The organism is Lactobacillus johnsonii ATCC 33200 (assembly GCF_000159355.1).
GTDB lineage: Bacteria > Bacillota > Bacilli > Lactobacillales > Lactobacillaceae > Lactobacillus > Lactobacillus johnsonii.
This window is the reverse complement of the sequence record NZ_GG670122.1, coordinates 123,046-142,795: the sequence shown is the minus strand read 5'-3', so window position 1 is coordinate 142,795 and position 19,750 is coordinate 123,046. Positions and strand designations below refer to the sequence as shown.

At 33.7% G+C, this 19,750-nt stretch carries 19 protein-coding genes and 2 pseudogenes; 7 read left to right on the top strand and 14 right to left on the bottom strand.

Annotated elements, in window-relative coordinates:
- Window positions 1-19: 19 nt before the first annotated feature.
- Window positions 20-868: a DNA/RNA non-specific endonuclease gene (locus HMPREF0528_RS08395; RefSeq protein WP_004896616.1), complete on the bottom strand. Its 849-nt coding sequence runs from the start codon at window positions 866-868 to the stop codon at window positions 20-22.
- Between the two features lie 137 nt (window positions 869-1,005).
- Between HMPREF0528_RS08395 and HMPREF0528_RS08390 the strand changes: the two genes are divergently transcribed.
- Window positions 1,006-1,830, top strand: a complete 825-nt coding sequence (locus HMPREF0528_RS08390; RefSeq protein WP_004896615.1) for an aldo/keto reductase — start codon at window positions 1,006-1,008, stop codon at window positions 1,828-1,830.
- 25 nt (window positions 1,831-1,855) lie between these two features.
- Window positions 1,856-2,970 (top strand): annotated as a pseudogene (locus tag HMPREF0528_RS09755) (low temperature requirement protein A).
- A 25-nt stretch (window positions 2,971-2,995) separates the two neighbouring features.
- On the opposite strand, the gene HMPREF0528_RS08380 reads toward HMPREF0528_RS09755, so the two are convergent.
- The 7 genes from HMPREF0528_RS08380 to pnuC form a co-directional block, all read right to left on the bottom strand.
- A complete protein-coding gene (locus HMPREF0528_RS08380) occupies window positions 2,996-3,958 on the bottom strand; it encodes an exonuclease domain-containing protein (protein ID WP_004896612.1) in 963 nt (320 codons plus the stop codon).
- Window positions 3,959-3,971: 13 nt separating this feature from the next.
- Window positions 3,972-4,772, bottom strand: coding sequence for an SIR2 family NAD-dependent protein deacylase (locus HMPREF0528_RS08375; RefSeq protein ID WP_004896611.1), 801 nt, complete (start codon window positions 4,770-4,772; stop codon window positions 3,972-3,974).
- 16 nt (window positions 4,773-4,788) lie between these two features.
- The gene (locus HMPREF0528_RS08370) at window positions 4,789-5,424 is read right to left on the bottom strand and encodes a DUF421 domain-containing protein (RefSeq protein ID WP_004896610.1); all 636 of its coding nucleotides are present in this window, start codon (window positions 5,422-5,424) and stop codon (window positions 4,789-4,791) included.
- 7 nt (window positions 5,425-5,431) lie between these two features.
- Complete coding sequence (locus tag HMPREF0528_RS08365; RefSeq protein ID WP_004896609.1) at window positions 5,432-5,881, bottom strand: DUF3290 domain-containing protein; 450 nt, start codon at window positions 5,879-5,881, stop codon at window positions 5,432-5,434.
- A gap of 6 nt (window positions 5,882-5,887) precedes the next feature.
- Complete coding sequence (gene pepT, locus HMPREF0528_RS08360) at window positions 5,888-7,162, bottom strand: peptidase T (protein WP_034525408.1); 1,275 nt, start codon at window positions 7,160-7,162, stop codon at window positions 5,888-5,890.
- Between the two features lie 63 nt (window positions 7,163-7,225).
- Entirely contained in the window at window positions 7,226-7,762 is a 537-nt protein-coding gene (locus HMPREF0528_RS08355; protein ID WP_004896607.1) for a PAS domain-containing protein, read from the bottom strand.
- Window positions 7,763-7,832: 70 nt separating this feature from the next.
- Window positions 7,833-8,603: a nicotinamide riboside transporter PnuC gene (gene pnuC, locus HMPREF0528_RS08350; protein WP_004896606.1), complete on the bottom strand. Its 771-nt coding sequence runs from the start codon at window positions 8,601-8,603 to the stop codon at window positions 7,833-7,835.
- A 437-nt stretch (window positions 8,604-9,040) separates the two neighbouring features.
- On the opposite strand from pnuC, the gene HMPREF0528_RS09135 reads away from it, so the two are divergent.
- Together HMPREF0528_RS09135 and mscL are read left to right on the top strand one after the other, a co-directional pair.
- Window positions 9,041-9,205 carry an LPXTG cell wall anchor domain-containing protein gene (locus HMPREF0528_RS09135; RefSeq protein WP_004896605.1) on the top strand — a complete coding sequence of 55 codons (165 nt, stop codon included), beginning with the start codon at window positions 9,041-9,043 and terminating at the stop codon, window positions 9,203-9,205.
- 108 nt (window positions 9,206-9,313) lie between these two features.
- Window positions 9,314-9,688 carry a large-conductance mechanosensitive channel protein MscL gene (gene mscL, locus HMPREF0528_RS08345; protein WP_004896604.1) on the top strand — a complete coding sequence of 125 codons (375 nt, stop codon included), beginning with the start codon at window positions 9,314-9,316 and terminating at the stop codon, window positions 9,686-9,688.
- A gap of 118 nt (window positions 9,689-9,806) precedes the next feature.
- Here the strand turns inward: mscL and HMPREF0528_RS08340 are convergent, their stop codons facing one another.
- Entirely contained in the window at window positions 9,807-10,541 is a 735-nt protein-coding gene (locus HMPREF0528_RS08340) for a PAS domain-containing protein (protein WP_004896603.1), read from the bottom strand.
- 409 nt (window positions 10,542-10,950) lie between these two features.
- Here HMPREF0528_RS08340 and HMPREF0528_RS08335 point away from each other — a divergent pair, with 409 nt between their 5' ends.
- From HMPREF0528_RS08335 to HMPREF0528_RS08325, 3 genes are all read left to right on the top strand, one after another.
- On the top strand, window positions 10,951-12,339 hold the full coding sequence (locus tag HMPREF0528_RS08335) for an L-cystine transporter (protein WP_034525407.1): 1,389 nt from the start codon (window positions 10,951-10,953) through the stop codon (window positions 12,337-12,339).
- A 525-nt stretch (window positions 12,340-12,864) separates the two neighbouring features.
- Window positions 12,865-13,974 carry a vitamin B12 independent methionine synthase gene (locus HMPREF0528_RS08330; RefSeq protein ID WP_004896601.1) on the top strand — a complete coding sequence of 370 codons (1,110 nt, stop codon included), beginning with the start codon at window positions 12,865-12,867 and terminating at the stop codon, window positions 13,972-13,974.
- 14 nt (window positions 13,975-13,988) lie between these two features.
- Complete coding sequence (locus tag HMPREF0528_RS08325; RefSeq protein ID WP_034525406.1) at window positions 13,989-14,465, top strand: S-ribosylhomocysteine lyase; 477 nt, start codon at window positions 13,989-13,991, stop codon at window positions 14,463-14,465.
- 61 nt (window positions 14,466-14,526) lie between these two features.
- Here the strand turns inward: HMPREF0528_RS08325 and HMPREF0528_RS08320 are convergent, their stop codons facing one another.
- The 5 genes and pseudogenes from HMPREF0528_RS08320 to HMPREF0528_RS08300 all read right to left on the bottom strand — a co-directional run bounded on the left by HMPREF0528_RS08320 (window position 14,527) and on the right by HMPREF0528_RS08300 (window position 19,583).
- Window positions 14,527-14,922 carry a hypothetical protein gene (locus HMPREF0528_RS08320; protein ID WP_004896599.1) on the bottom strand — a complete coding sequence of 132 codons (396 nt, stop codon included), beginning with the start codon at window positions 14,920-14,922 and terminating at the stop codon, window positions 14,527-14,529.
- Window positions 14,923-15,006: 84 nt separating this feature from the next.
- Entirely contained in the window at window positions 15,007-15,825 is an 819-nt protein-coding gene (locus tag HMPREF0528_RS08315; protein ID WP_201781065.1) for a PTS system mannose/fructose/sorbose family transporter subunit IID, read from the bottom strand.
- Window positions 15,800-16,609, bottom strand: coding sequence for a PTS mannose/fructose/sorbose/N-acetylgalactosamine transporter subunit IIC (locus HMPREF0528_RS08310; RefSeq protein ID WP_004896597.1), 810 nt, complete (start codon window positions 16,607-16,609; stop codon window positions 15,800-15,802). Before HMPREF0528_RS08310 ends, HMPREF0528_RS08315 begins: the two co-directional genes overlap by 26 nt.
- Window positions 16,610-16,624: 15 nt before the next feature.
- The gene (locus HMPREF0528_RS09130) at window positions 16,625-17,545 is read right to left on the bottom strand and encodes a PTS sugar transporter subunit IIAB (protein ID WP_004896596.1); all 921 of its coding nucleotides are present in this window, start codon (window positions 17,543-17,545) and stop codon (window positions 16,625-16,627) included.
- Window positions 17,546-17,829: 284 nt separating this feature from the next.
- Window positions 17,830-19,583 (bottom strand): annotated as a pseudogene (locus HMPREF0528_RS08300) (oligopeptide ABC transporter substrate-binding protein).
- Window positions 19,584-19,750: the final 167 nt, after the last annotated feature.

Here is a 19,750-nt window from a genome sequence, read left to right as displayed (position 1 = left end):
AATTAAATATAAAAATTAACTATTGATTAACTACCATATTACGATCTATTTTAGCCCTACCATTATTATAATCAAATACATAATCAGGCTGCACGTTATAGATATAAACGTTGAAATCTAAATTATTATTTAAACTTATAGCCTGCAAATTAATACCACGTGCCATTAATTCATTTCCCCTAAAAATTGGCGTTGCCTGAAAAATAACCTTATTTCCTTGTTTTAAGGCATTACGTACTTTTCCTTCAAAAATAGTCTGGATTTTCTGATTAGAAAAAGCTGTTTGCGTAAATAGGTTTTTGGGATTATTTTGATCGCCTGATTGATTATCAGGATTATAATTTCCATCTTGATCAATTCCTGCAGAAACTGAATAAGCAATTAAGTGTCCACGATTATAAATTTGAGTCCCATTTTCACGATTAGAATGCCATGCAGTTGGATTGATGAACTGTCTTACACGTAAAGAATCATTTGCCACATTTCTTGGCTCTAAGAAGGCAGTATTTGAATGAGAAGTTCTGTTCAAATTATCTAAATTAGAATAGATTACTTTATTAACCTTCCAGGCATTTTTAATCAAAGTTGACTTATTATTATTTACATAGACATAGGCCTTGTCCCCGCTCTTAAAGTCTAAATTAGCTAATTTTTGATAGTCAGCACTGGACAATCCGCCATAGTTGGTATCCGCTGTTGTAGCATTCTTTACTACTTGCTGGGAATTATCTTGGTTTTGATTTTGATTCGCTACTTGATTAGAAGAATTAAGCTTAAACCAACCACCCCAAATAATAATTACTAGCGCTATAATCCAGTTTACTACTGTATTTGTCTGTTTTTTTCGATATCTTTTTCTCTTTGCCATTTATTCTTTCCCCTAATATTATTTCTTTCAGTATAGATATTTGAACGTACGTTTGCAATGCAATTAATAAGTTTTTGTTTATTTAGACTGTTACAATAAACGTAATAAGTATATTGAAAACAGAAAGAAGATTAAGAATGGAATACTTTAATTTAAATGATGGAAATCGAATTCCTAAAATTGGTTTCGGAACCTATAAATTAAATGGTTCTCGGGGAGTTTTTGCTATTCAAACTGCATTAAAGAATGGTTATCGTCTACTTGATTCTGCTGTTAATTATGAAAACGAAGGAGCAGTAGGTCGTGCTATTAAAAATAGCGGTATAAATCGTGATGATATTTTTATAACATCTAAATTACCAGGTCGTCATCATAAATATCAGGAAGCCATAGAACAAATTCAAGAATCGCTTTATGCTGCTAATCTTGATTACTATGATCTCTATCTGATCCATTGGCCAAATCCAAAGGAGAATCATTATCTTGAAGCCTGGCAAGCCATGCTAGATGCCCAAAGATTTGGCTTAATTTGCTCAGTAGGTGTTTCTAACTTTGAACCAACACATATTGAACATTTATACCGTGAAACAGGCGTTATGCCCGCTGTTAACCAAGTAGAACTTCATCCCTACTGGTCCAGCAAGACAATTCGTGAGTATGATGATAACCATAACATCATTACCGAAGCATGGAGTCCATTGCAGCGTGCAGGTGAAGCTTTTCAAGAAAAAGAAATTATTGACTTAGCTCAAAAATACCATAAGTCACCCGCTCAAATAATTTTACGGTGGGAAACTCAACTTAATGTTGTTCCTATTCCCAAAGCTAGTTCCTATGAACATCAAATTAGCAATTTGGATATTTTTGATTTCAAATTAACGCCTGAAGAAGTCCAAAAACTTATCAATTTAGACAAAATTTCTGCAAGAAGATTTGATCCTAATGAACATGAGGAATTTTAGAAAGTAGGTAGGCTGGAGGCAAAATATGTTAAATAAGCGAGTCTCAAAAATTGCCTTGTTTTATGACCTCGTTTTTGTCTACATGATATCTAAAACAACCTAGATTCTTCATCATCTAGAGCATGGTTTAGTTTCACCTACCTCTTTTGCTCTTTTTGCATTGATTATAATTATTTTTATTAATTCATGGATGATTCAGACTGTCTTTACTAATAGATATGGGATCGGTAGTTGGGCTGACATTGCTTTTTACTTTATTGATATGATGATCCTACTCTACATGTCTAATTCCTTTGATACTAATAATCTAACTGAGATGAAAATCCTATTTATTTCTGCTGGCTTACTATCTCTTACTCTAGCAAGTCACTATTTAATTAATTACTTTCAGATTAAAAATCCCGTTGATCAAAATATTTCCCGGGCATTTTTCATGATTTTAATTTTTAGAGCCATTACCTTAATTATCGGAGGAATTTTAGATAATATTTTTGGCTTTATTTTAGCTGTTATCGGCATCATACTAAGTTGGTTAATGCCACTTCTCACTACAAAATATACCCTTAAGCATCCAATTATTTTTCCCCATTTACTTGAAAGACTGAATCTTTTAGTAATTATTATCTTTAGTGAAAAAATTATTGGTATTGCGGATTACTTTCAACCTAAAACTTTTCCTTCTATTCTATTCTTATCTTTTTAACTGTTGCCTTGCTCTTTTTCACGTATGCACTACAATTTGATAAATTAATTAATGAAGACCAAGAGGATGTAACAGGTAATATACTAATCTATCTTCACTATTTAATAATCTTTGTCATTAGTTTAATTACTGTAAGTATAAAATTTATCCATGAATCGGATGCTAACTCATGGTTTGCTGTTTTATGTTTATATCGTGGAATTGGTTTATTCTATTTAGGACTATTATTTTCAACTCATTACAATAAACTGCAATTTAAGTTAAAAAAATCAACTATTTTTCTTTTTATTAGTACAACTTTAATTGGAACTATTTCTTGTCTCATCTGGTCAAGCTTTGAAGTTATTACTATTCTCACTTTTATTATTGTTTCAATTAATATTGATTGGCTCGTACATGTAAATCTTCCCCATATCAAAAAAGGAATCCTGCTTTAGGATTCCTTTTTAATGTAAAAATATTTTAACTACGTGCCCAATTATCAAGAACATTCAAGAAAAATTGTTCCGACCAAATTCTAATATTTTGACCTTGTTTCTTTAATGCTCTTGCCTTATTTAATTCAACGATATCAGTTCTGAAGAAATCATGATCTCCAACTAAAAGATAGTCTGTATCTTGACCAACTTCATCCCGAATAAAGCCACCCAAATTCTTTACAGCATTAGCTAGTTCATAGTCATCTACATCTAAGTCACCAGCAATTACAACATTCTTATGAGCAAAAGGACTACGAAAAGCTTGGCTTTGTTTAACAATCTCAGGCCATTCACTAGTTAAGTCTAGTGTTTTGACCATTTCTTGCGCTCTAAGCATATGTTCCTGTCTAAATAATCTATGAAATTCATCAAAAACCTTTTTTGTATCTAGACAATCATCTAAACCGCGGTGCTCTTGCGTTTCTGCGATATCTAATCGGTGCATGCAATCTAAAAGACGATTGTGTTGTTCTTGTGGGTAAAAACTACGAGCCAAACGATAAACATCAACATAATCATTATTTAAGACAGTTAAGTGATATTTTTCAGCCAGGTCATAGACAAAATTCAAATCAAAATTCACATTATATCCAACAATCGGATCACTACCGATAAATTCACGATATTTCTTTATTGCCTCTTGAACCGGTAGACCCTTTTCTTCAATCGTCGCTTCATCAATTCCATTTAATTTGGTAATAAAAGCAGGCACCTTGTTGCTATCAGGAAACTTCACCAATTCTGAAAAAGTTGCAACTACTTCTCCATGGCGAACCCTTAAACCACCCATCTCTGTAATTCGATCACGGTATGGACTAAGCCCCGTAGTCTCCACATCAATTAAGGTATAGTTATCAGGAAAACCAGGCTTTTCAATGCCTTTTTGCCGTATTTTTTCTTGAGCTGCTGGAATTCGTAAAACACCTTGAATAACTGAAATACTCATTTTTTACCTTTCATTATTTTGAAATCTTTTCAATTGCTTCAGGAAGAGCCATTTCTAGGCCGACACTTCTTTTTTGGATATCGTCCGGCAATTCATCTTGACTTAAGTCTGCTGCTACATAATGCCAATCTTTGAACTGCTCAATCAGTTTTACCATTGGATCAAGAAGCTGAGGACTAGTTGGATCAACTCCTAGTTCAAGCACTACGACCTTCTTAGTCTGATTTCTTGTTAAAAACCAACGAAATCTCGTATTTGCATCTTCATCTGGAAAGAAGTGAGCATTTAGCGGCATATGAAGTTCCATTGGTGAATTACAATTCTCGCATCTTGGAACCTCACCCTGGCCATTAACGTATCTCTTCACTGTTGACAAATCAGAACGTGTACCGTGATTTAAACCACTAGAGCACTGCATCATTGTCCAGTCACCAAAAACATTAAAGATTTTTTCTTGATCAAAGCCAGCTTTTTCAAAAAAATGGCCAAAAGTACTAGTAGCAATAAAATAATTCTTTCCATTTAACAGATCTTTTAATTGCTTCATTGCTTTACTTGGCTCATATTCAACTGAATACTCATTAATTAGTTGACTCCAGAATTGCCACTTTTCATCCCAAGAATCCAAATCTTTATCTAGTGCATCCGCAATTGTTTTTACATGATATTTTTCACTTATATTTTTATATTCAATCGGAAAGGCCAAATTGTCAAACATATCAAGACCTTCCATCTGTGCAAACCCATTACCTGCAGTCACAATAACCGCATCGGCATCTGCTAACCATTTTTTTATTTCTTTAAAATCTTTCATGATCATTTCTTCCTTTTTATTTTTCAGAATATCCTATCAGACGTAACTGTCCATCAATATATTCTCCTAAAAAGACATCATCAGGACTATTATAACCAGCTTTAGTTACTTCCTGTTCAAGCCAAGCATTAGATTTATGAATTAAATCCAAAACGTCTTCATTTATCTGCCCATCACTAATAATCGGAAAGCGAATATTATCTTCATCATTTTCAATTATCGTTAATTGCCCATTTTGTTCAAAAATACAATTTTTCACTTTTTCAACTGAATAAATTCCGCGACTTCTAAGTCTAAACATTAATTCATTGGCAGAAATACCAGCTTTCATACAATTTCCTACCAACACATGACCATTTTTAATTACTTGAACCGGTTTTCCATCAATCAAATTACGAATCCAATTGCTGCGCTCACGACCAAACTTAAAAATAAAAACTACTAAAGTCCAAACAATTAATACCAATAAAAATTGAAAAACGGTAATACTTTGATTATATATTAAACCACCGATAATTCCGCCCAGTACATAATTTTGCAGTTGATCCAAAGCCGTTGTTGGAGCTAAATTACTTTTTCCAAAAGCATTAATTTGAATAATCAAGGTTAATATTCCTAGAGAAAACTTAATAAATAATTGTGTATAATCCATCTCTTACCTACTTTTGCACATATACATGATGATCAATCACGTGCGCTCGATTTAATGTATAGCTATTATTGTCTTCGTTTAAATTCAATTGATAGTCTTCATTTTTCGAATCAATTCGCACAATCATCCCATCCTGCAAACTCATTGAACTGACCATTACGTCGCTTTCTTTAACGTTTTCATCATCAGCAACTGATTTAATAAAGGGAACGATTTGGGCAGCTTTAGACTTCTGTTCATTATTTTGCATATATTTTTCATATTGCGTCCCGGTAAATAATAATAAAAACAAAAGGGCAATGATTCCTAAATCCCTATATCTGGTATTAAAACGATCACGCAAATATAGAATTGCAAAAATAATCATCGCACTAGCAGCAACAATCATTAAAATATATAAAGCTGTTCGATCTGTATTTTGATGGTTCTGAATATAATTTATCGTATAGAAATTCATTTAAATCTAATACTTTCTCTTTAATGGACTTTCATCACGTTTATCATTTAATAAAACATGCTGCTTCGTAATTTCAATTAATGTTTTAGCTAAAAGAGCCATACTTTCAGTTGTTACATATTCATATGGTCCATGAAAATTTGCCCCACCATTAAATAAGTTAGGTGTAGGTATCCCCTTTTCTGAAATAAAATCGCCATCTGTTCCTCCACGAAACGGGATAATTTTTGGCTCCAATCCAAGGGACTTATAGGCATGTAAAACTAGATTTACTACATAGGGATGCTCTTTAATCAAATCTCCTGGACTACGATATTGATCATGCATTTCAAAAGTTACTCGATTTGCCCCATACTTTTTATTCAACTTATCCACTGTACCTGTGATTAACTTTTTCTTTTGCTCAAAACCATCAGTATCAAAATCTCGAATGATTAATTGAATTTTTGCATGATCGACATTGCCGTTATTGGATAAAACCATAAAATAGCCATCAAAATCTTTACTATTTTCAGGGACCTCACTTGCTGGTAAAGCTTGAATAAATTCACTAGCTATCAATGCTGCATTGATCATAAGCCCGTATGCCTCGCCAGGATGAACTACTATCCCATGAAAATCAATCGTAGCCGCTGCTGCATTGAAGGTCTCAAATGCAATATCTCCTGGATCACCATTATCTAATGTATAAGCAAATTCAACAGGAAAACGTTCCACGTTAAAACGAGCAGCACCCTTACCAATTTCTTCATCTGGGCCAAAAGCAACCCAAAGATCTCCATGTTCAAGATCAGGATTTTCTTTTAAAAATTTGAGCATTCCTAGTAATCCAGCAATTCCCGCCTTATCATCTGCACCAAGTAAAGTCGTTCCATCAGCGGTAATCAATGTTTCACATAAATGTTTTTTTAAGCTAGGAAATTCACTTGTGGATAAGACACGTCCCTCTTTTAAGAAAATATCCTTTCCATCATAGTTTTTATGTACTAATGGCTTAATATTTTCTGCATTAAAATCAGCCGTATCTACATGTGCTACAAAACCAATTGGAGTTACTTCTTTCTTAGTTGTCTTTTTTAGTTTTCCTACTAAATAGGAATCTTCTTCTGAAAATGAGATATTTTCTAAGCCTAATTTTTCTAATTCTTTCTCAATAATTTTCAACAAGTCAACTTGACCGGTAGTCGTCGGCACAGCTGTACTTTGTTCATCTGAACGAGTATTTACTTTACAGTATTCTATAAATTTATTTTGAATATATTTTTTATCAATTTCAGGCATTTTTACCATCCCCCAAATTATTTTTAATTATATTTTAAGAAAAAGTAGTTTTCTGTCAATTCACTATAGTTCCGAGGCCCCACTTTCTGCATCAATTCTTTGATTTTTGCGATAAATATCTCCTTTAGGATTATTGGCATCATCAACCAATTTTTGTCCGGTTTCTTTTAAGTAGTATTCCACAAGTGGATAAATATCTTGAACAGTTTCATTAATTCCAGCAAAATGATGGTCTTTATCAAAAATAGCCCGATATGTGTCTACCATAAATCTTTTTTGGGTATTAGTTTGATCTACAAAATGCAATTCTTTTGCTTCACCTGTGCTTAACTTATGGAATATTTCTGTTAATTGCTTCTTTTCACTCTCTGTTTGGCCAAGAGCCGCAATATTTTCTCCGAGTTCTGGAGGAGTATAATTCATCCCTGGTAATTGTTTATAATATGTAAATTCTCCAGTCTTATTAAAACTAAGCAAACTACTAGGAAATGAAGAAAGGTAATTATCGAGATCTTTTACTTTCATTAGTCCCGCATTTAACTTTACATAGTCATTACCTTGTGCAGCTTTTTTATAATTTTCAGTCCAATTTTCATTCATCTCTGATACCTCACAAATAAAAAAAGCATGTCGAACTCGACATGCTAATTTTAACTTATTTTGATTACTGTTAGTCTTTAATAGACTTTAATCCTTCACGTTTTCTTCCCATATTGAACCATGGTGAAACGGTAAATGCTAAAACATCATTAACAACGTAAATTAAGGAGTTAACAGCCATTGCTAAAGTTGCATCTCCTTGTGCATAAGTAACACCCCAAAGAATTAGTTGGAAAATTCCGCTAGCAGTCCACCAGAAATATTGATTGTTGTAGCGTAAGAAACACATAATACCAGCAGTTAACGAAATCGCAAAACTAATAGCATCGATCCAAGGACGTGGATCATTAGTAAATTTACCGATCAAGTAGCCAGATACAGCGTAAACAACTAATGTACCAACAATAGCAACAATCCATTCTTTAGTACCAAACTTACGTAAGTGATTCTTAGTATCATCATTCCAAGATCTAACTGAAATAATAACTGGTAAGTCTAAAGTTAAAATATAAGCAATTTGTTCAAAAATCGAAAGGTAATTTTTAGCAGCTAACCCGGCATAAATAAAACAAGCTGCTGAGATTAATCCTAACCATCCATTAATTGCTTTCGTTGCATTAATAGCTAAAACACATAAAGTCCCAAGCAATGTACCAATAAAAGTAATTACTGTTAAAGTAGTAATCTTATTCTGAATCAAAATAGCTAATTGGAAGCCAAAAGCAAAGAACCAAAGCATATAATTTTGAACTGGCCAACCGTGTAATTGCTTAAAGAGCCAAACGAAGTAATTATCCTTTCTTTCTTTACGATCTTCCTGTAATGATGTGGAATTGTCCATGTATTAACTCCTCTTTCTTTATATTAGGTCACACAATATATTGTGCCTTATCCGCATTTTTATCAAAAAAGCATCTTTATCTAGTATAGTAGTTAATAAATTGAAAACAAGAGTTTACAATTTTCCTTAAATATGCGGGTAAGTGTCATTTAAATTTTAGATAGCGTTTTCTTTATCTTGGTAATCATCTTCACTTAAATTTTTATATATTTTTCTACTCTTATGATTCAATAAACACGTATTTTTTATCTTTATGTTTACTTTTTTAAGTCGTTTTTTTACCTTTAGCTTGTCTTTTTCCCTACTAGCACCAGACTATTTTCCTTATCTAATAATACATTATTTAAATATGGAGTATAATGTTCTTTTAGAAAGCTAAAATGTTATTTTATTAAAAAACATTCATAATTGAGGAAAGAATAAAATGGAACATAAAAGTGAGCCGTCAAAACACTAAGAATGTATCAGTTCAAAAGAAAAAGATTTTACCTCAAACTGGTACAAAAACAACGGATATAAGTATTCTCGGTTTAGCCTTTGCCACTGCAGCCTCTCTACTTGGACTTATTAGCGATAAAGTTAACAGAAAAAAGCATAATTAATTATCTTAAAAAACGTTAGATTGATTTCTAACGTTTTTCCTAGCGTTACCATTTCTACTTTTGATATAATTTTTAATTAATAAGTATTTTTTTGAAAGGAGATCAACCATGGTTAAAGAATTCAAAAAATTTATTTCTCGGGGTAACATGATGGATTTAGCTATCGGGGTTATTATCGGGGCTGCTTTTACAGCAATTGTAAATTCTTTAGTCAAAGATTTAATTAATCCTCTAATTGGATTATTTATTGGAAAAATTGACCTTTCCAACTTAAAATTCACTATTGGTGAAGCTACATTTAAATACGGTAGCTTCTTAAATGCTGTTATTAACTTCTTAATTATTGCTTTAGTTGTCTTCTTTTTAATTAAGTTAGTTAACAAAATTACACCTAAAAAAGAAGTTGAAGAGGATCCTGCACCAACTAACGAAGAAATATATCTTCGCCAAATTCGTGACTTATTGCAAGAAAAGAATAAGTAGAATAATAATATTTTTATATAATTCAATTTCTCTATATTGATCAAAACAAAAATACCGCTAAATCAAGGTTCACTACTACCAAGATTTAACGGCATTTTTATTTTCAACTTCTATTCAATTAATACTCTGAAGCACCGGAACTTGTATCAGTTTCTTCTTGCTTCTTTTCCACATGCTCTTCATGCTTAGATGCACCAGTTGCAGTATCAACTTCATCTCTCTTATAAGTTGCACCCGTTGTAGCATCCGGATCATCTACTAGCTTTTGACCAGTAGTTTCACAGAAGTACTTCACAAATGGATAAATATCTTGTACCCATTCATAAGTTCCCACGTAATTTCCTTCGTCATCTTCAATTCGCTTGTAGTCATGGAGAATCAACTTATGGCGATTGCCGTTAGGTACGGGCATCTTCACTTCATCATGGCCATCTATCTTGTTTCTTAAAGCATAAATAACTTTCTTGGCTTCAGGAATAACATTACGAATATCTGGATGAACAGCGCCCATTGTATCACCAACTTGATCTGGCGTACGTTTAGCGAGCATTTTCTTATTTGGATCAGTTGGTCTGTTATACCACAAGAATTGATTATTATCATCTACATAAGTTAATTCACCAAATGCACGACGAAGCATCCAGTTAATTTGGTTAACAGTAAGAAGACCTGCATCAAGCTTTACATAATCGTCGCCTTCGGCTGCATGTACTTTTTTAGCAGCTTTATTTAACCAATCTGGATCATTTTTATCTACACCTTCGACTGTGTAGCGTGATTTACCAGTAGCATCAAAATCCTCTTTAATATAATCTTCTTCTTTTAAGCCTTGTAACCATTTAGGTTCTGCCATTTTATTTCACCTCATAAATCTACGTCTCTTCAACTTGATTATACCCACTAACGAAAGGGCTTGCAATGTTTATATGCAGTATTTTATATATAAAGTTGACATAATATATATTTATGGAATATAAATTATTTTTAAAATTAGATGTTGACTAAAAGTAAGTTATACGATAATATAACTTGTGAAAAGTAAGAAAGGAGCTAATGATTATGTTTAATGTACGTCAAGCAAATTCTTGTTGTTGCAATTGTCAAAAAATTTGGCAATTATTTGGCGTACAGTCATTAGTTCATTCAAGAATTTCTCTAGTTAGAAACTAGCTTTTCAAAGTTATAACTATGGTTTTTCTCAAGAGCTGTTGGCATTAGGCAAATGGCTCTTTTTTGTTTGCTTAGAATTGGAGTTGAATAAAGTGCAAACTACTCTCGTTGTTTTAGTGGCCATCGCTATTCTAGCTGGTATAGCTTACTTGCATAAAAAGAATTGGGGATTTACTAAATTAGTATTCCTCTCCCTTATCGTCGGAATCGTCTTTGGCGTTTCCCTTCAATTAATTTTTGGTGCTAATAGTAATATTGTAAAAAATAGTATCGACTGGATTTCCATTGTTGGAGATGGCTATGTTTCCTTACTACAAATGCTAGTAATTCCTCTAATCTTTGTTTCTTTAGTTGGTGCATTCACTCAACTAAAAATGACTACTAAGATTAGAAAAATTGCTACCAGTGTTTTAGCTATTTTGTTAGGAACTACAGCTGTTGCTTCCTTCTTAGGTTTCAGTAGTGTAGCTATTTTTAATTTAGGTGGGGCTGGCTTTGCTAAGGGAATGTCTGCATCCTCCACTGCTCTTACCTCTATTAAAGATCATCAAGCTCAATTAAAAGGCTTGACCCTTCCTCAACAAATAACATCCTTCTTCCCACAAAATATTTTTGCAGATTTTGCTGGAATGCGCTCAACTAGCACAATTGCAGTAGTAATTTTTTCTATTTTTGTTGGAATTGCCTTCTTACAAATTAAGAAAGAAAAAGCAGATGTAGCTGCTACATTTGCACGCGGTATTCAAGCCTTACGTGCAGTTATCATGCGCATAGTTAAGATTGTACTTGAACTCACTCCTTATGGAATTTTTGCTTTGATTGCTAGAACTACTGCAACTAACAGTTTTGCAACAATGAGTAAACTACTTGTCTTTATCGTTGCTGCTTACCTTGCAATTGCTGTTATGTTCATTGTTCATGCAGTTCTACTTTTAATTAACGGAATTAATCCAATTACCTACTTCAAGAAGGCATGGCCTGTCTTAGTCTTTGCTTTCACTTCTAGAACTAGTGGTGGTAGTTTACCACTTAACGTACGTACTCAACGTGAATCAATGGGAGTAAGTGATACGATTGCCGACTTTGCTGCTAGCTTTGGTTTAACTATTGGTCAAAATGGATGTGCAGGTATTTATCCATCAATGGTAGCAGCAATCACTGCCCCACTTGTTGGAGTTAACATTTTCTCATGGCAATTTGTCTTAAGTTTAGTTGTAATTGACGTTATTTCTAGTTTCGGCGTTGCCGGTGTTGGTGGCGGTGCTACCTTTACTACTCTAATGGTCTTAGGTGCTCTTAACCTACCAGTAACAGTTTTAGGTGTTTTAATTGCTATTGACCCAGTTGTTGATATGGCTAGAACTGCTCTTAACGTTAACGACTCAATGGTTGCTGGTGTTATCACTGCTAAGCGTACCGGAGAACTAAACTGGAATACTTTTAATAATGAAAAATCTGATGTAGATGCTGAAGTTGAATAGCTTACTAAAAACTTTTATTGACATTATTTTTTAAGCGTTGTAATATTATGACAACAAAATTAATTAAAGCTTATAAAAGATGAGGAATTACTTAAAGCATCCCCCAGAGAGTCGAATTAGGTGCAAGCCGATGTTGCTGATGTAATGAAGATGGTCTTGGAGCTAAATTAAAGTGCAAGCTAATTTAAGTAAGCAATTTACGATTGACGTTCGTTATCATGTCCGAGTCTTCCAAATGTTGGAGTACTTAGTGAGGAATTAATTGTAAGATTAATTCGAATGCGGGGTGGTAACACGCTATTAAGCGTCCTAGTGTAGTTTAAAAACTATACTTGGGGCGCTTTTTCTTTTGCTTAATTAGTTTATTAAATTCAAAGGAGGGATTATTTTGAATATCAAAAAAGAATATTTTAGTGAACAGGTATTTAATCGAATGTGCAGCTTACATTCTCTGATCCCTCTTGTCAGCGGATCTTCAGATAATATTTAAAAGAAATTTTTAGTTAAAATTAGGAGGTAGATTTGATGACAAAATTAGCACATTACGATATTGTTGGTAGTTTCTTAAGACCAGAAGAATTAAAAGAAGCAAGAAAGAATTTCAATCAGGAAAAGATTTCACAAGAAGAGCTAACTAAAATTGAAGATCAAGAAATTAAAAAGCTAATTCAAAAAGAAGAAGAATTAGGACTAAAAGCAGTCACAGACGGTGAATTTCGTCGTAGTTGGTGGCATCTTGACTTCTTGTGGGGATTAAATGGCGTTGCTAAATATGATTACAAAGAGAGCTATAAGTTCTACGGTGCTAAAACTAGGACCGATAATGCAGAGCTATCTGGAAAAATTGCTTATAATCCTGACCATCCTTTTTTTGAAGCATTTAAATTTGTTAAATCTAATGTAAAAAATGCAATTGCTAAGCAAACGATTCCTTCTCCAACTCTACTATTTCGGGACAATCGCTCTGATAATTGGCCTAACTTCTACGATAATAAAAAAGCTTACTTAGATGACCTAGCTACAGCCTACAATAAAACAATCAAACATTTTTATGATTTAGGTTGTCGCTATATTCAAATTGATGATACTACTTGGGCTTTTTTGATCAGTAAATTAAACGAAACACAAAATGATTCCAAAGAATATGAAAAATATGTTCAATTAGCAGAAGAGTCTGTTTATGTAATTAATAAGTCAATAGAAAATCTGCCTGCTGATCTAACAATTGCTACACATATTTGTCGTGGAAATTTCAAGTCGACTTTTCTTTTTTCTGGTGGATATGAACCAATTGCGAAATATCTTGGTCAGTTAAACTATGATCGCTTTTTCTTAGAATATGACAGTGATTGTGCTGGTGATTTAAAACCAATTAAGCAAATTTGGAATAATCGTGATAATGTCACTATTGTTCTAGGCTTGATTACTTCAAAAAATGGCGAATTAGAAGATCCGATTACAATCGCAAAACGCATCACGGAAGCCGGCCAATTAGTACCCTTGAATAATTTGGCTCTAAGTACCCAATGCGGCTTTGCTTCTACTGAAGAAGGAAACATTTTAAGTGAAGTTGATCAATGGAAAAAGATTAAATTTGTTGTTAAGATAGCAAATAATATTTGGAAAAGTTTTTAACGGAGGGAAATATTATGGGTAAAGTTGAAAGTTTTGAATTAGATCATACTAAAGTTAAGGCACCTTACGTTCGTTTAATTACTGTTGAAGAAGGACAAAAAGGCGAGAAAATTAGTAATTTTGATCTTCGTTTGGTTCAGCCTAATGAAAATGCCATTCCTACTGGAGGCTTGCATACCATTGAACACTTATTAGCTGGATTATTATGTGACCGCATTAATGGTTATATTGATTGTTCACCATTTGGTTGTCGCACCGGCTTCCACCTCTTAGTTTGGGGTACTCCATCTACTACAGAGGTAGCTAAGGCACTTAAAGAATCGCTTGAAGAAATTCGCGATAACATTACCTGGGAAGATGTTCCAGGTACTACAATTGAATCTTGTGGTAATTATCGCGATCACTCCCTTTTCTCAGCTAAGCAATGGTCAAGAGATATTTTAGAAAAAGGTATTTCCGATGATCCCTTTGAGAGACATGTTGTAGAATAATTTTTCTGAATAAATATAAAAATGCATTATTACTAGTTTGAAACTAGTAATAATGCATTTTTTAATTATTTTTCTTATATCTATTCCACAAAACTATATTGCCAATTACCAGCATACATATCCAGATAGTTGCGAGAAATACGTTGTTTTGATAACTTTGTTTACTTTGAATATTACCCCAAATCACACCAATATATATTCCACTCAGAATTGCACTTAATGTAATGCTAGTTAAGATAACTACTAAATTTGGTATTTTTTTCTTATAGTTTAGCAGCTGAAGGCAATTGTAGACCATCTCACAAATTACGATTAACACTACTAGTAGGTCATACCACCATTCTTGTCGCTTAACAAACATATTTATCGTATCAATAAAATAATAGCCACAAATCATTGCAAATAAATCTAAAGTAAGCAATTGTCCTACAATGGTGTTCTTTTCTTTTTCTTTCATAAAAGTCCCTTTATCAATCTTATTGTTTCTTTTAATTATAGAACAATAGCCTCCATTTCAGCATTAAAAATATTAAAGCTGGCTTTAGGCACTTAAGATATGGAAGTAACTTAAAACAATTCCTAAAATCAAAACAAACCAGATCATCTTAGTGGACGTCACATGTTTCTTTCCTAGTAACCAGTAAACTAAAGCTACAAGTAAAACAGGTACTAAAGATGGCATAATTTGATTTAAAATTGTCTGCATCTTTAATGTTACTTTGCCTGCTCGATATACAAAGGGGACTTTCCCATTAACTACCGTTGGTATCAAAGCCCCAACGACGGTAACCCCAAGTAAAATAGCAGAGTCGGTAATTGCATTTAACTTACCTGAAGCAGAATCAATTAATTTTGCTCCCTGTGAATAACCGAGGTTTAAAAAGCCAAATCTTGTGAATAAAACAATCAAATTAACAATTATCCACAAGAAAGCTCCAAAAGGATTTCCTCGTAATCCCATATATGCACCAATTGATCCACAGATTGTAGGAATAATAGCACCAAAAATTGTGTCTCCTACTCCAGCTAAGGGGCCCATTAAACCTGTCTTTAAGCCGGCGATTGTTTCATTAGCTTTACTTCCTTGCTTTTCTTCAATTGCCAGATCCATTCCAATGATAAAGTTTCCATCAAATGCATTCACGTTGAAGAATTGTGACTGCATCTGCATCATTTCAACTAATTCTTCATCTTTGTACCAGCGCTTTAAAAATGGCAAAACAGTATAAAAGTAACCGGGAGCCATCATTTTTTCATAGTTCCAAGATAACTGACTAGCCCAGAGCCAACGCCAATTTGCTCGGAAAAGATCCTTTTTTGTTAATTTATTTGAATTAGTTTTCATATTCTCCCTCTTCATTTGTATATTCTTCACTCTCAGTTACTTTTTCTGAACTATTTTTCTTTGTATTTAATTTTTCTACTTCACGAGTGTAGTGAAGGTAAGCTAAGGCTGCTCCCAGCAACGCTACCCCTAGCATTGGCATTTTTAAGTAAGCTGCTGCAATGAAGCCTATTGCTAAATAAGAAATAAATCTTTTAGTTGGTAAGTATCTAAGTAAAATTGCAATACCAACAATTGGCAAAATATGCCCCGATACTTTTAACCCATCAGTCAACCAAGCTGGAATTATTCGTAGAATTGCTTTAACAACATCATTTCCTACTACAAGTAAGATAAAAACTGGGATTGCACGTGAAAATCCCCAGGTAAATGTTCCCCACAATGCATTTCTTGCTGCAGCATTTGGCTTATTTTCTTTAATAAAAGTATCAATTCGATGTTGAAAAATAGTATTAGCAAATCTGGCCAAAACATCTAGTTGGACCATTAAGAGTCCTACTGGAACTGCCAAACCAATTGCAAACTGCACACCTTTTCCTGAAATAACGGCGTAAACTGTACCAACAATTGCACCAGTCATAAAGTCCGGCATTGAGGCTCCTCCATATGTTGAAACCCCTAAGACCATTAATTGGAGCGTTGCTCCAACTGCCAGCCCAGTTGTAATATCACCCATAATAATTCCTGAAATCATCCCAATTGCTAAAGGATTATTCACAATTGATACAGTCAATTGATCAATAATTGCCCAAAATGCTAGGCAAGTTAGTAATAAAATCTGCCACCATTGTATTGTCATTGTCTTATCTTCCCTTTACTTTTTTAATAACTCCATAAATTCTTCTTTGTCTTCTGCCGGCACCATTTGATGATAAAGATGACAACCGTGCTCATTTAAGTAGTTAAAATTATCCACATCTTCTGCAGTAACAGCCACACTCTTAGCAACTTGACGTGAATCAGCCTTAGTAGACATATTTCCAACATTAATTTCAGGCAAGTTCACACCATTATCAACCATTTGACGTAAAACTCCAGGATTTTTAACTAATACTAAAACGGTTTGACCCTTATATTTTCCTTCATTAATTCTTCTGGCTGCACCTTTAGCAGTCAAAATACTTAAGTGAACGCCATGCGGACATGCGGTCTTTAAGGCTGTTTTTTGAATATCATTCTTTACGATATCATCTCCAACTACCATAATTCGCGTTAATCGCAATGCATTTGTCCACATCGTCGCAACTTGTCCGTGGATAAGTCTTTCATCAATTCGAACGTTATGCATAGTTTGTGGTTCTACTTCCGCATTTTCATTTAATTCGTTACTTTGATGAGACTCTTCCTTGTTTGAGGTGGCCTTATCTTCAGTTACCTTTCCAACAGGCGCCATATTTTCTTTAGCTTGTTTGATTGCTTCCTCCATCGGAGTTCCCATTACTGCTGCTAGCAAAAGTAGCAAGCACAGACCGCTGTATACTTTTACTTCAGGATGTTCTTGCTGATATCGTAATGCAGCGTTAGCAGGAGTTCCTCCGGCAATATCCACAATAATAGTTGGCACTTGTTCAAAACTTTCGGCAGTTTGAGCAATCTCATCGAGTAAATCATCTTGATTCATTGTTTGTTTAAAAGCAATCGCTTTTACATTTGATAATTTTCCTGCAATCATTTCACAGCTAGCTAGAGTTGCCTTAGCATATTCACCATGACTAACTATTAAAAAGTTATCCACATTTAATTCCTCCAGAATTCACAATGTTTATATTTTATCCTAATTGGTATATAAATTAAAGTTAAATATAATAGCGCTTTGTAGTCTTTTATCAAGTATTGGTATAGTTCAATTTTATTTTTTATACTTGTAATCGGTATCATTATTGATACAAAAAGAAGACCCTACTTGGCAAAAGTAGAGTCTTCTGAAGGAATATAACTATGAAAATTTTATTTAATGAAATATTATTTAAAAATTTAATTTTTGTTGATATATGAGGATTATAGGAAAATTTATTTTAATTACTTAGTAAAGCCAACATCATACCATGAATTTGCAGATGGCTTAAGTGACCAGCCAGTTACCTTGTTGTTAACTGCAGTTACTGACCAACTGTTTGTGGTAGGTACAACATAGGCATTGTCATACATCCATTGTTGCCACTTATCAAATGCTTGTACACGGTACTTGTGGTTGAAGGCCTTAGTTGAATCAATGTTAGTAAGAAGTTTAGATTGAGTTGGAGAAACAAAACGAGCCATGTTGTATGGAGCACCTTCACTGTAAAGGTCCATTGGTGATGGTTCAGATGATAAACTCCACCCACCTTCAAAGACATCAATCTTAGGACTATCTGCTTGAACATCTTGTACCCAAGAGTTGAATTCCATTGGACGACCACCAACAAATTTAGCATCTAAGCCAATCTTTTGCCATTGTTGGAGGTAGTTAGTCCAGATCTTTTCAGCATTAGGTTGTGTACCACGAACAGCAACGTTAATAGTTAACTTCTTACCATTTGGTTGACGACGGTATTTTTCACCCTTCTTCTTCTTGTAGCCGGCCTTGTCTAATAACTCGTTAGCTTTCTTCAAGTTGTATGGGTAACCCTTAATACTCTTATCAGAGAAGTCGCCAAATTGTGCTGGGATTAATGTGTTAATTCTAAATGACAAACCATTGCCGTAACGCTTGGTAACAGCGTCAATGTTCATTGCATAAGCCATCGCCTTACGTAATGAGACATTGTTCATCTTAGCGTTCTTATCCTCAACGTTCTTACCAGTCTTCTTGTCAAACTTACCTACCTTAAAGCCTAAGTAGTTGCAAGATAGAGGAATCTTACCAATGAAGTTAACGCCCTTAGTATCCTTAACATTGTTCCATTGAGCGTTAAGCACACCAGTAACATCAAACTTATGACTCTTAATAGCTTGAGAAACAGAGTTAGTTCCGATTACTTCCATAGTAACCTTGTCTAAGTTTGGCTTACCACGCCAGTAACGTTCATTTGGTACATAAGTAACTGATTGACCACGAACAACTTTTTGAACCTTGTATGGACCAAAGAAAAGTGGTTGTTTACGAACCTTATCATCTGATAAAAGTTTATCAAATGGAACGTCTTTCAAGTAGTGGTATGGTTCTGCACTTTCAAGGAAGTAACCATTACCAGATTGAAGCATACCTGGTTTCATTTCCTTAAAATGAAGAACGACTTTTCGCCCATTTTCACCATTTGGCATTTCGATACCAGAAATCTTGTCACTATTTCCCTTGTGGTATTCTTCTAACCCAACAAGGTTAGCTAAAGAATCTGTATATCTTGAAGTCTTAGTCTTAGGATTACCAACAATTTCGTAAGCATATTCAACGTCCTTAGCAGTTACTTGTTTACCGTCAGACCACTTAACGCCCTTCTTAACTTCAATGGTAATAGTCTTAGCATCCTTATCTAACTTGAAGGTAGCTGCACCTTTGTTGTTAATTTTATAGGTATCATTAACAGCGAAGAGTCCTTCTAAACCTGGCCCTTGAATTTCACTATCAGTTGAAGTGTCAGATAATTCTGGTAAGAAAATACCTGTGAAAGGTGAGTCACTTTCAATTGCGTACTTTAATGTTCCACCTTTTTTAACTTGTTTCTTAGGAACTGCTTCCTTAAAGCTAACTTCTTATCGCTAGCATTATTATTGTTGTTATTCCCACAAGCAGTTAAAGTTAATGCCGCACCGGACAATACTGTAATTGCTCCTAACCACTTAACTTTTTTCAATTTGTTCTCCTCCTTTATGAGATGACTTAAATTTCTTGTTTTTGATTATATGATATTAAAATGAAAAAACAATATAAAATTTAAAATATTTTAGTGATAAATTTTATTTAGCTTAAAATTACAATAGAATTTCTTCCTTATTTATAATATTTAGACTGAAAGTCATT

Excerpts from the sequence above, each read along its gene's own strand:
- HMPREF0528_RS08395 (WP_004896616.1), bottom strand. The coding sequence starts at position 868 with ATGGCAAAGAGAAAAAGATATCGAAAAAAACAGACAAATACAGTAGTA.
- HMPREF0528_RS08390 (WP_004896615.1), top strand. The coding sequence starts at position 1,006 with ATGGAATACTTTAATTTAAATGATGGAAATCGAATTCCTAAAATTGGT.
- HMPREF0528_RS08380 (WP_004896612.1), bottom strand. The coding sequence starts at position 3,958 with ATGAGTATTTCAGTTATTCAAGGTGTTTTACGAATTCCAGCAGCTCAA.
- HMPREF0528_RS08375 (WP_004896611.1), bottom strand. The coding sequence starts at position 4,772 with ATGAAAGATTTTAAAGAAATAAAAAAATGGTTAGCAGATGCCGATGCG.
- HMPREF0528_RS08370 (WP_004896610.1), bottom strand. The coding sequence starts at position 5,424 with ATGGATTATACACAATTATTTATTAAGTTTTCTCTAGGAATATTAACC.
- HMPREF0528_RS08365 (WP_004896609.1), bottom strand. The coding sequence starts at position 5,881 with ATGAATTTCTATACGATAAATTATATTCAGAACCATCAAAATACAGAT.
- pepT (WP_034525408.1), bottom strand. The coding sequence starts at position 7,162 with ATGCCTGAAATTGATAAAAAATATATTCAAAATAAATTTATAGAATAC.
- HMPREF0528_RS08355 (WP_004896607.1), bottom strand. The coding sequence starts at position 7,762 with ATGAATGAAAATTGGACTGAAAATTATAAAAAAGCTGCACAAGGTAAT.
- pnuC (WP_004896606.1), bottom strand. The coding sequence starts at position 8,603 with ATGGACAATTCCACATCATTACAGGAAGATCGTAAAGAAAGAAAGGAT.
- mscL (WP_004896604.1), top strand. The coding sequence starts at position 9,314 with ATGGTTAAAGAATTCAAAAAATTTATTTCTCGGGGTAACATGATGGAT.
- HMPREF0528_RS08340 (WP_004896603.1), bottom strand. The coding sequence starts at position 10,541 with ATGGCAGAACCTAAATGGTTACAAGGCTTAAAAGAAGAAGATTATATT.
- HMPREF0528_RS08330 (WP_004896601.1), top strand. The coding sequence starts at position 12,865 with ATGACAAAATTAGCACATTACGATATTGTTGGTAGTTTCTTAAGACCA.
- HMPREF0528_RS08325 (WP_034525406.1), top strand. The coding sequence starts at position 13,989 with ATGGGTAAAGTTGAAAGTTTTGAATTAGATCATACTAAAGTTAAGGCA.
- HMPREF0528_RS08320 (WP_004896599.1), bottom strand. The coding sequence starts at position 14,922 with ATGAAAGAAAAAGAAAAGAACACCATTGTAGGACAATTGCTTACTTTA.
- HMPREF0528_RS08315 (WP_201781065.1), bottom strand. The coding sequence starts at position 15,825 with ATGAAGAGGGAGAATATGAAAACTAATTCAAATAAATTAACAAAAAAG.
- HMPREF0528_RS08310 (WP_004896597.1), bottom strand. The coding sequence starts at position 16,609 with ATGACAATACAATGGTGGCAGATTTTATTACTAACTTGCCTAGCATTT.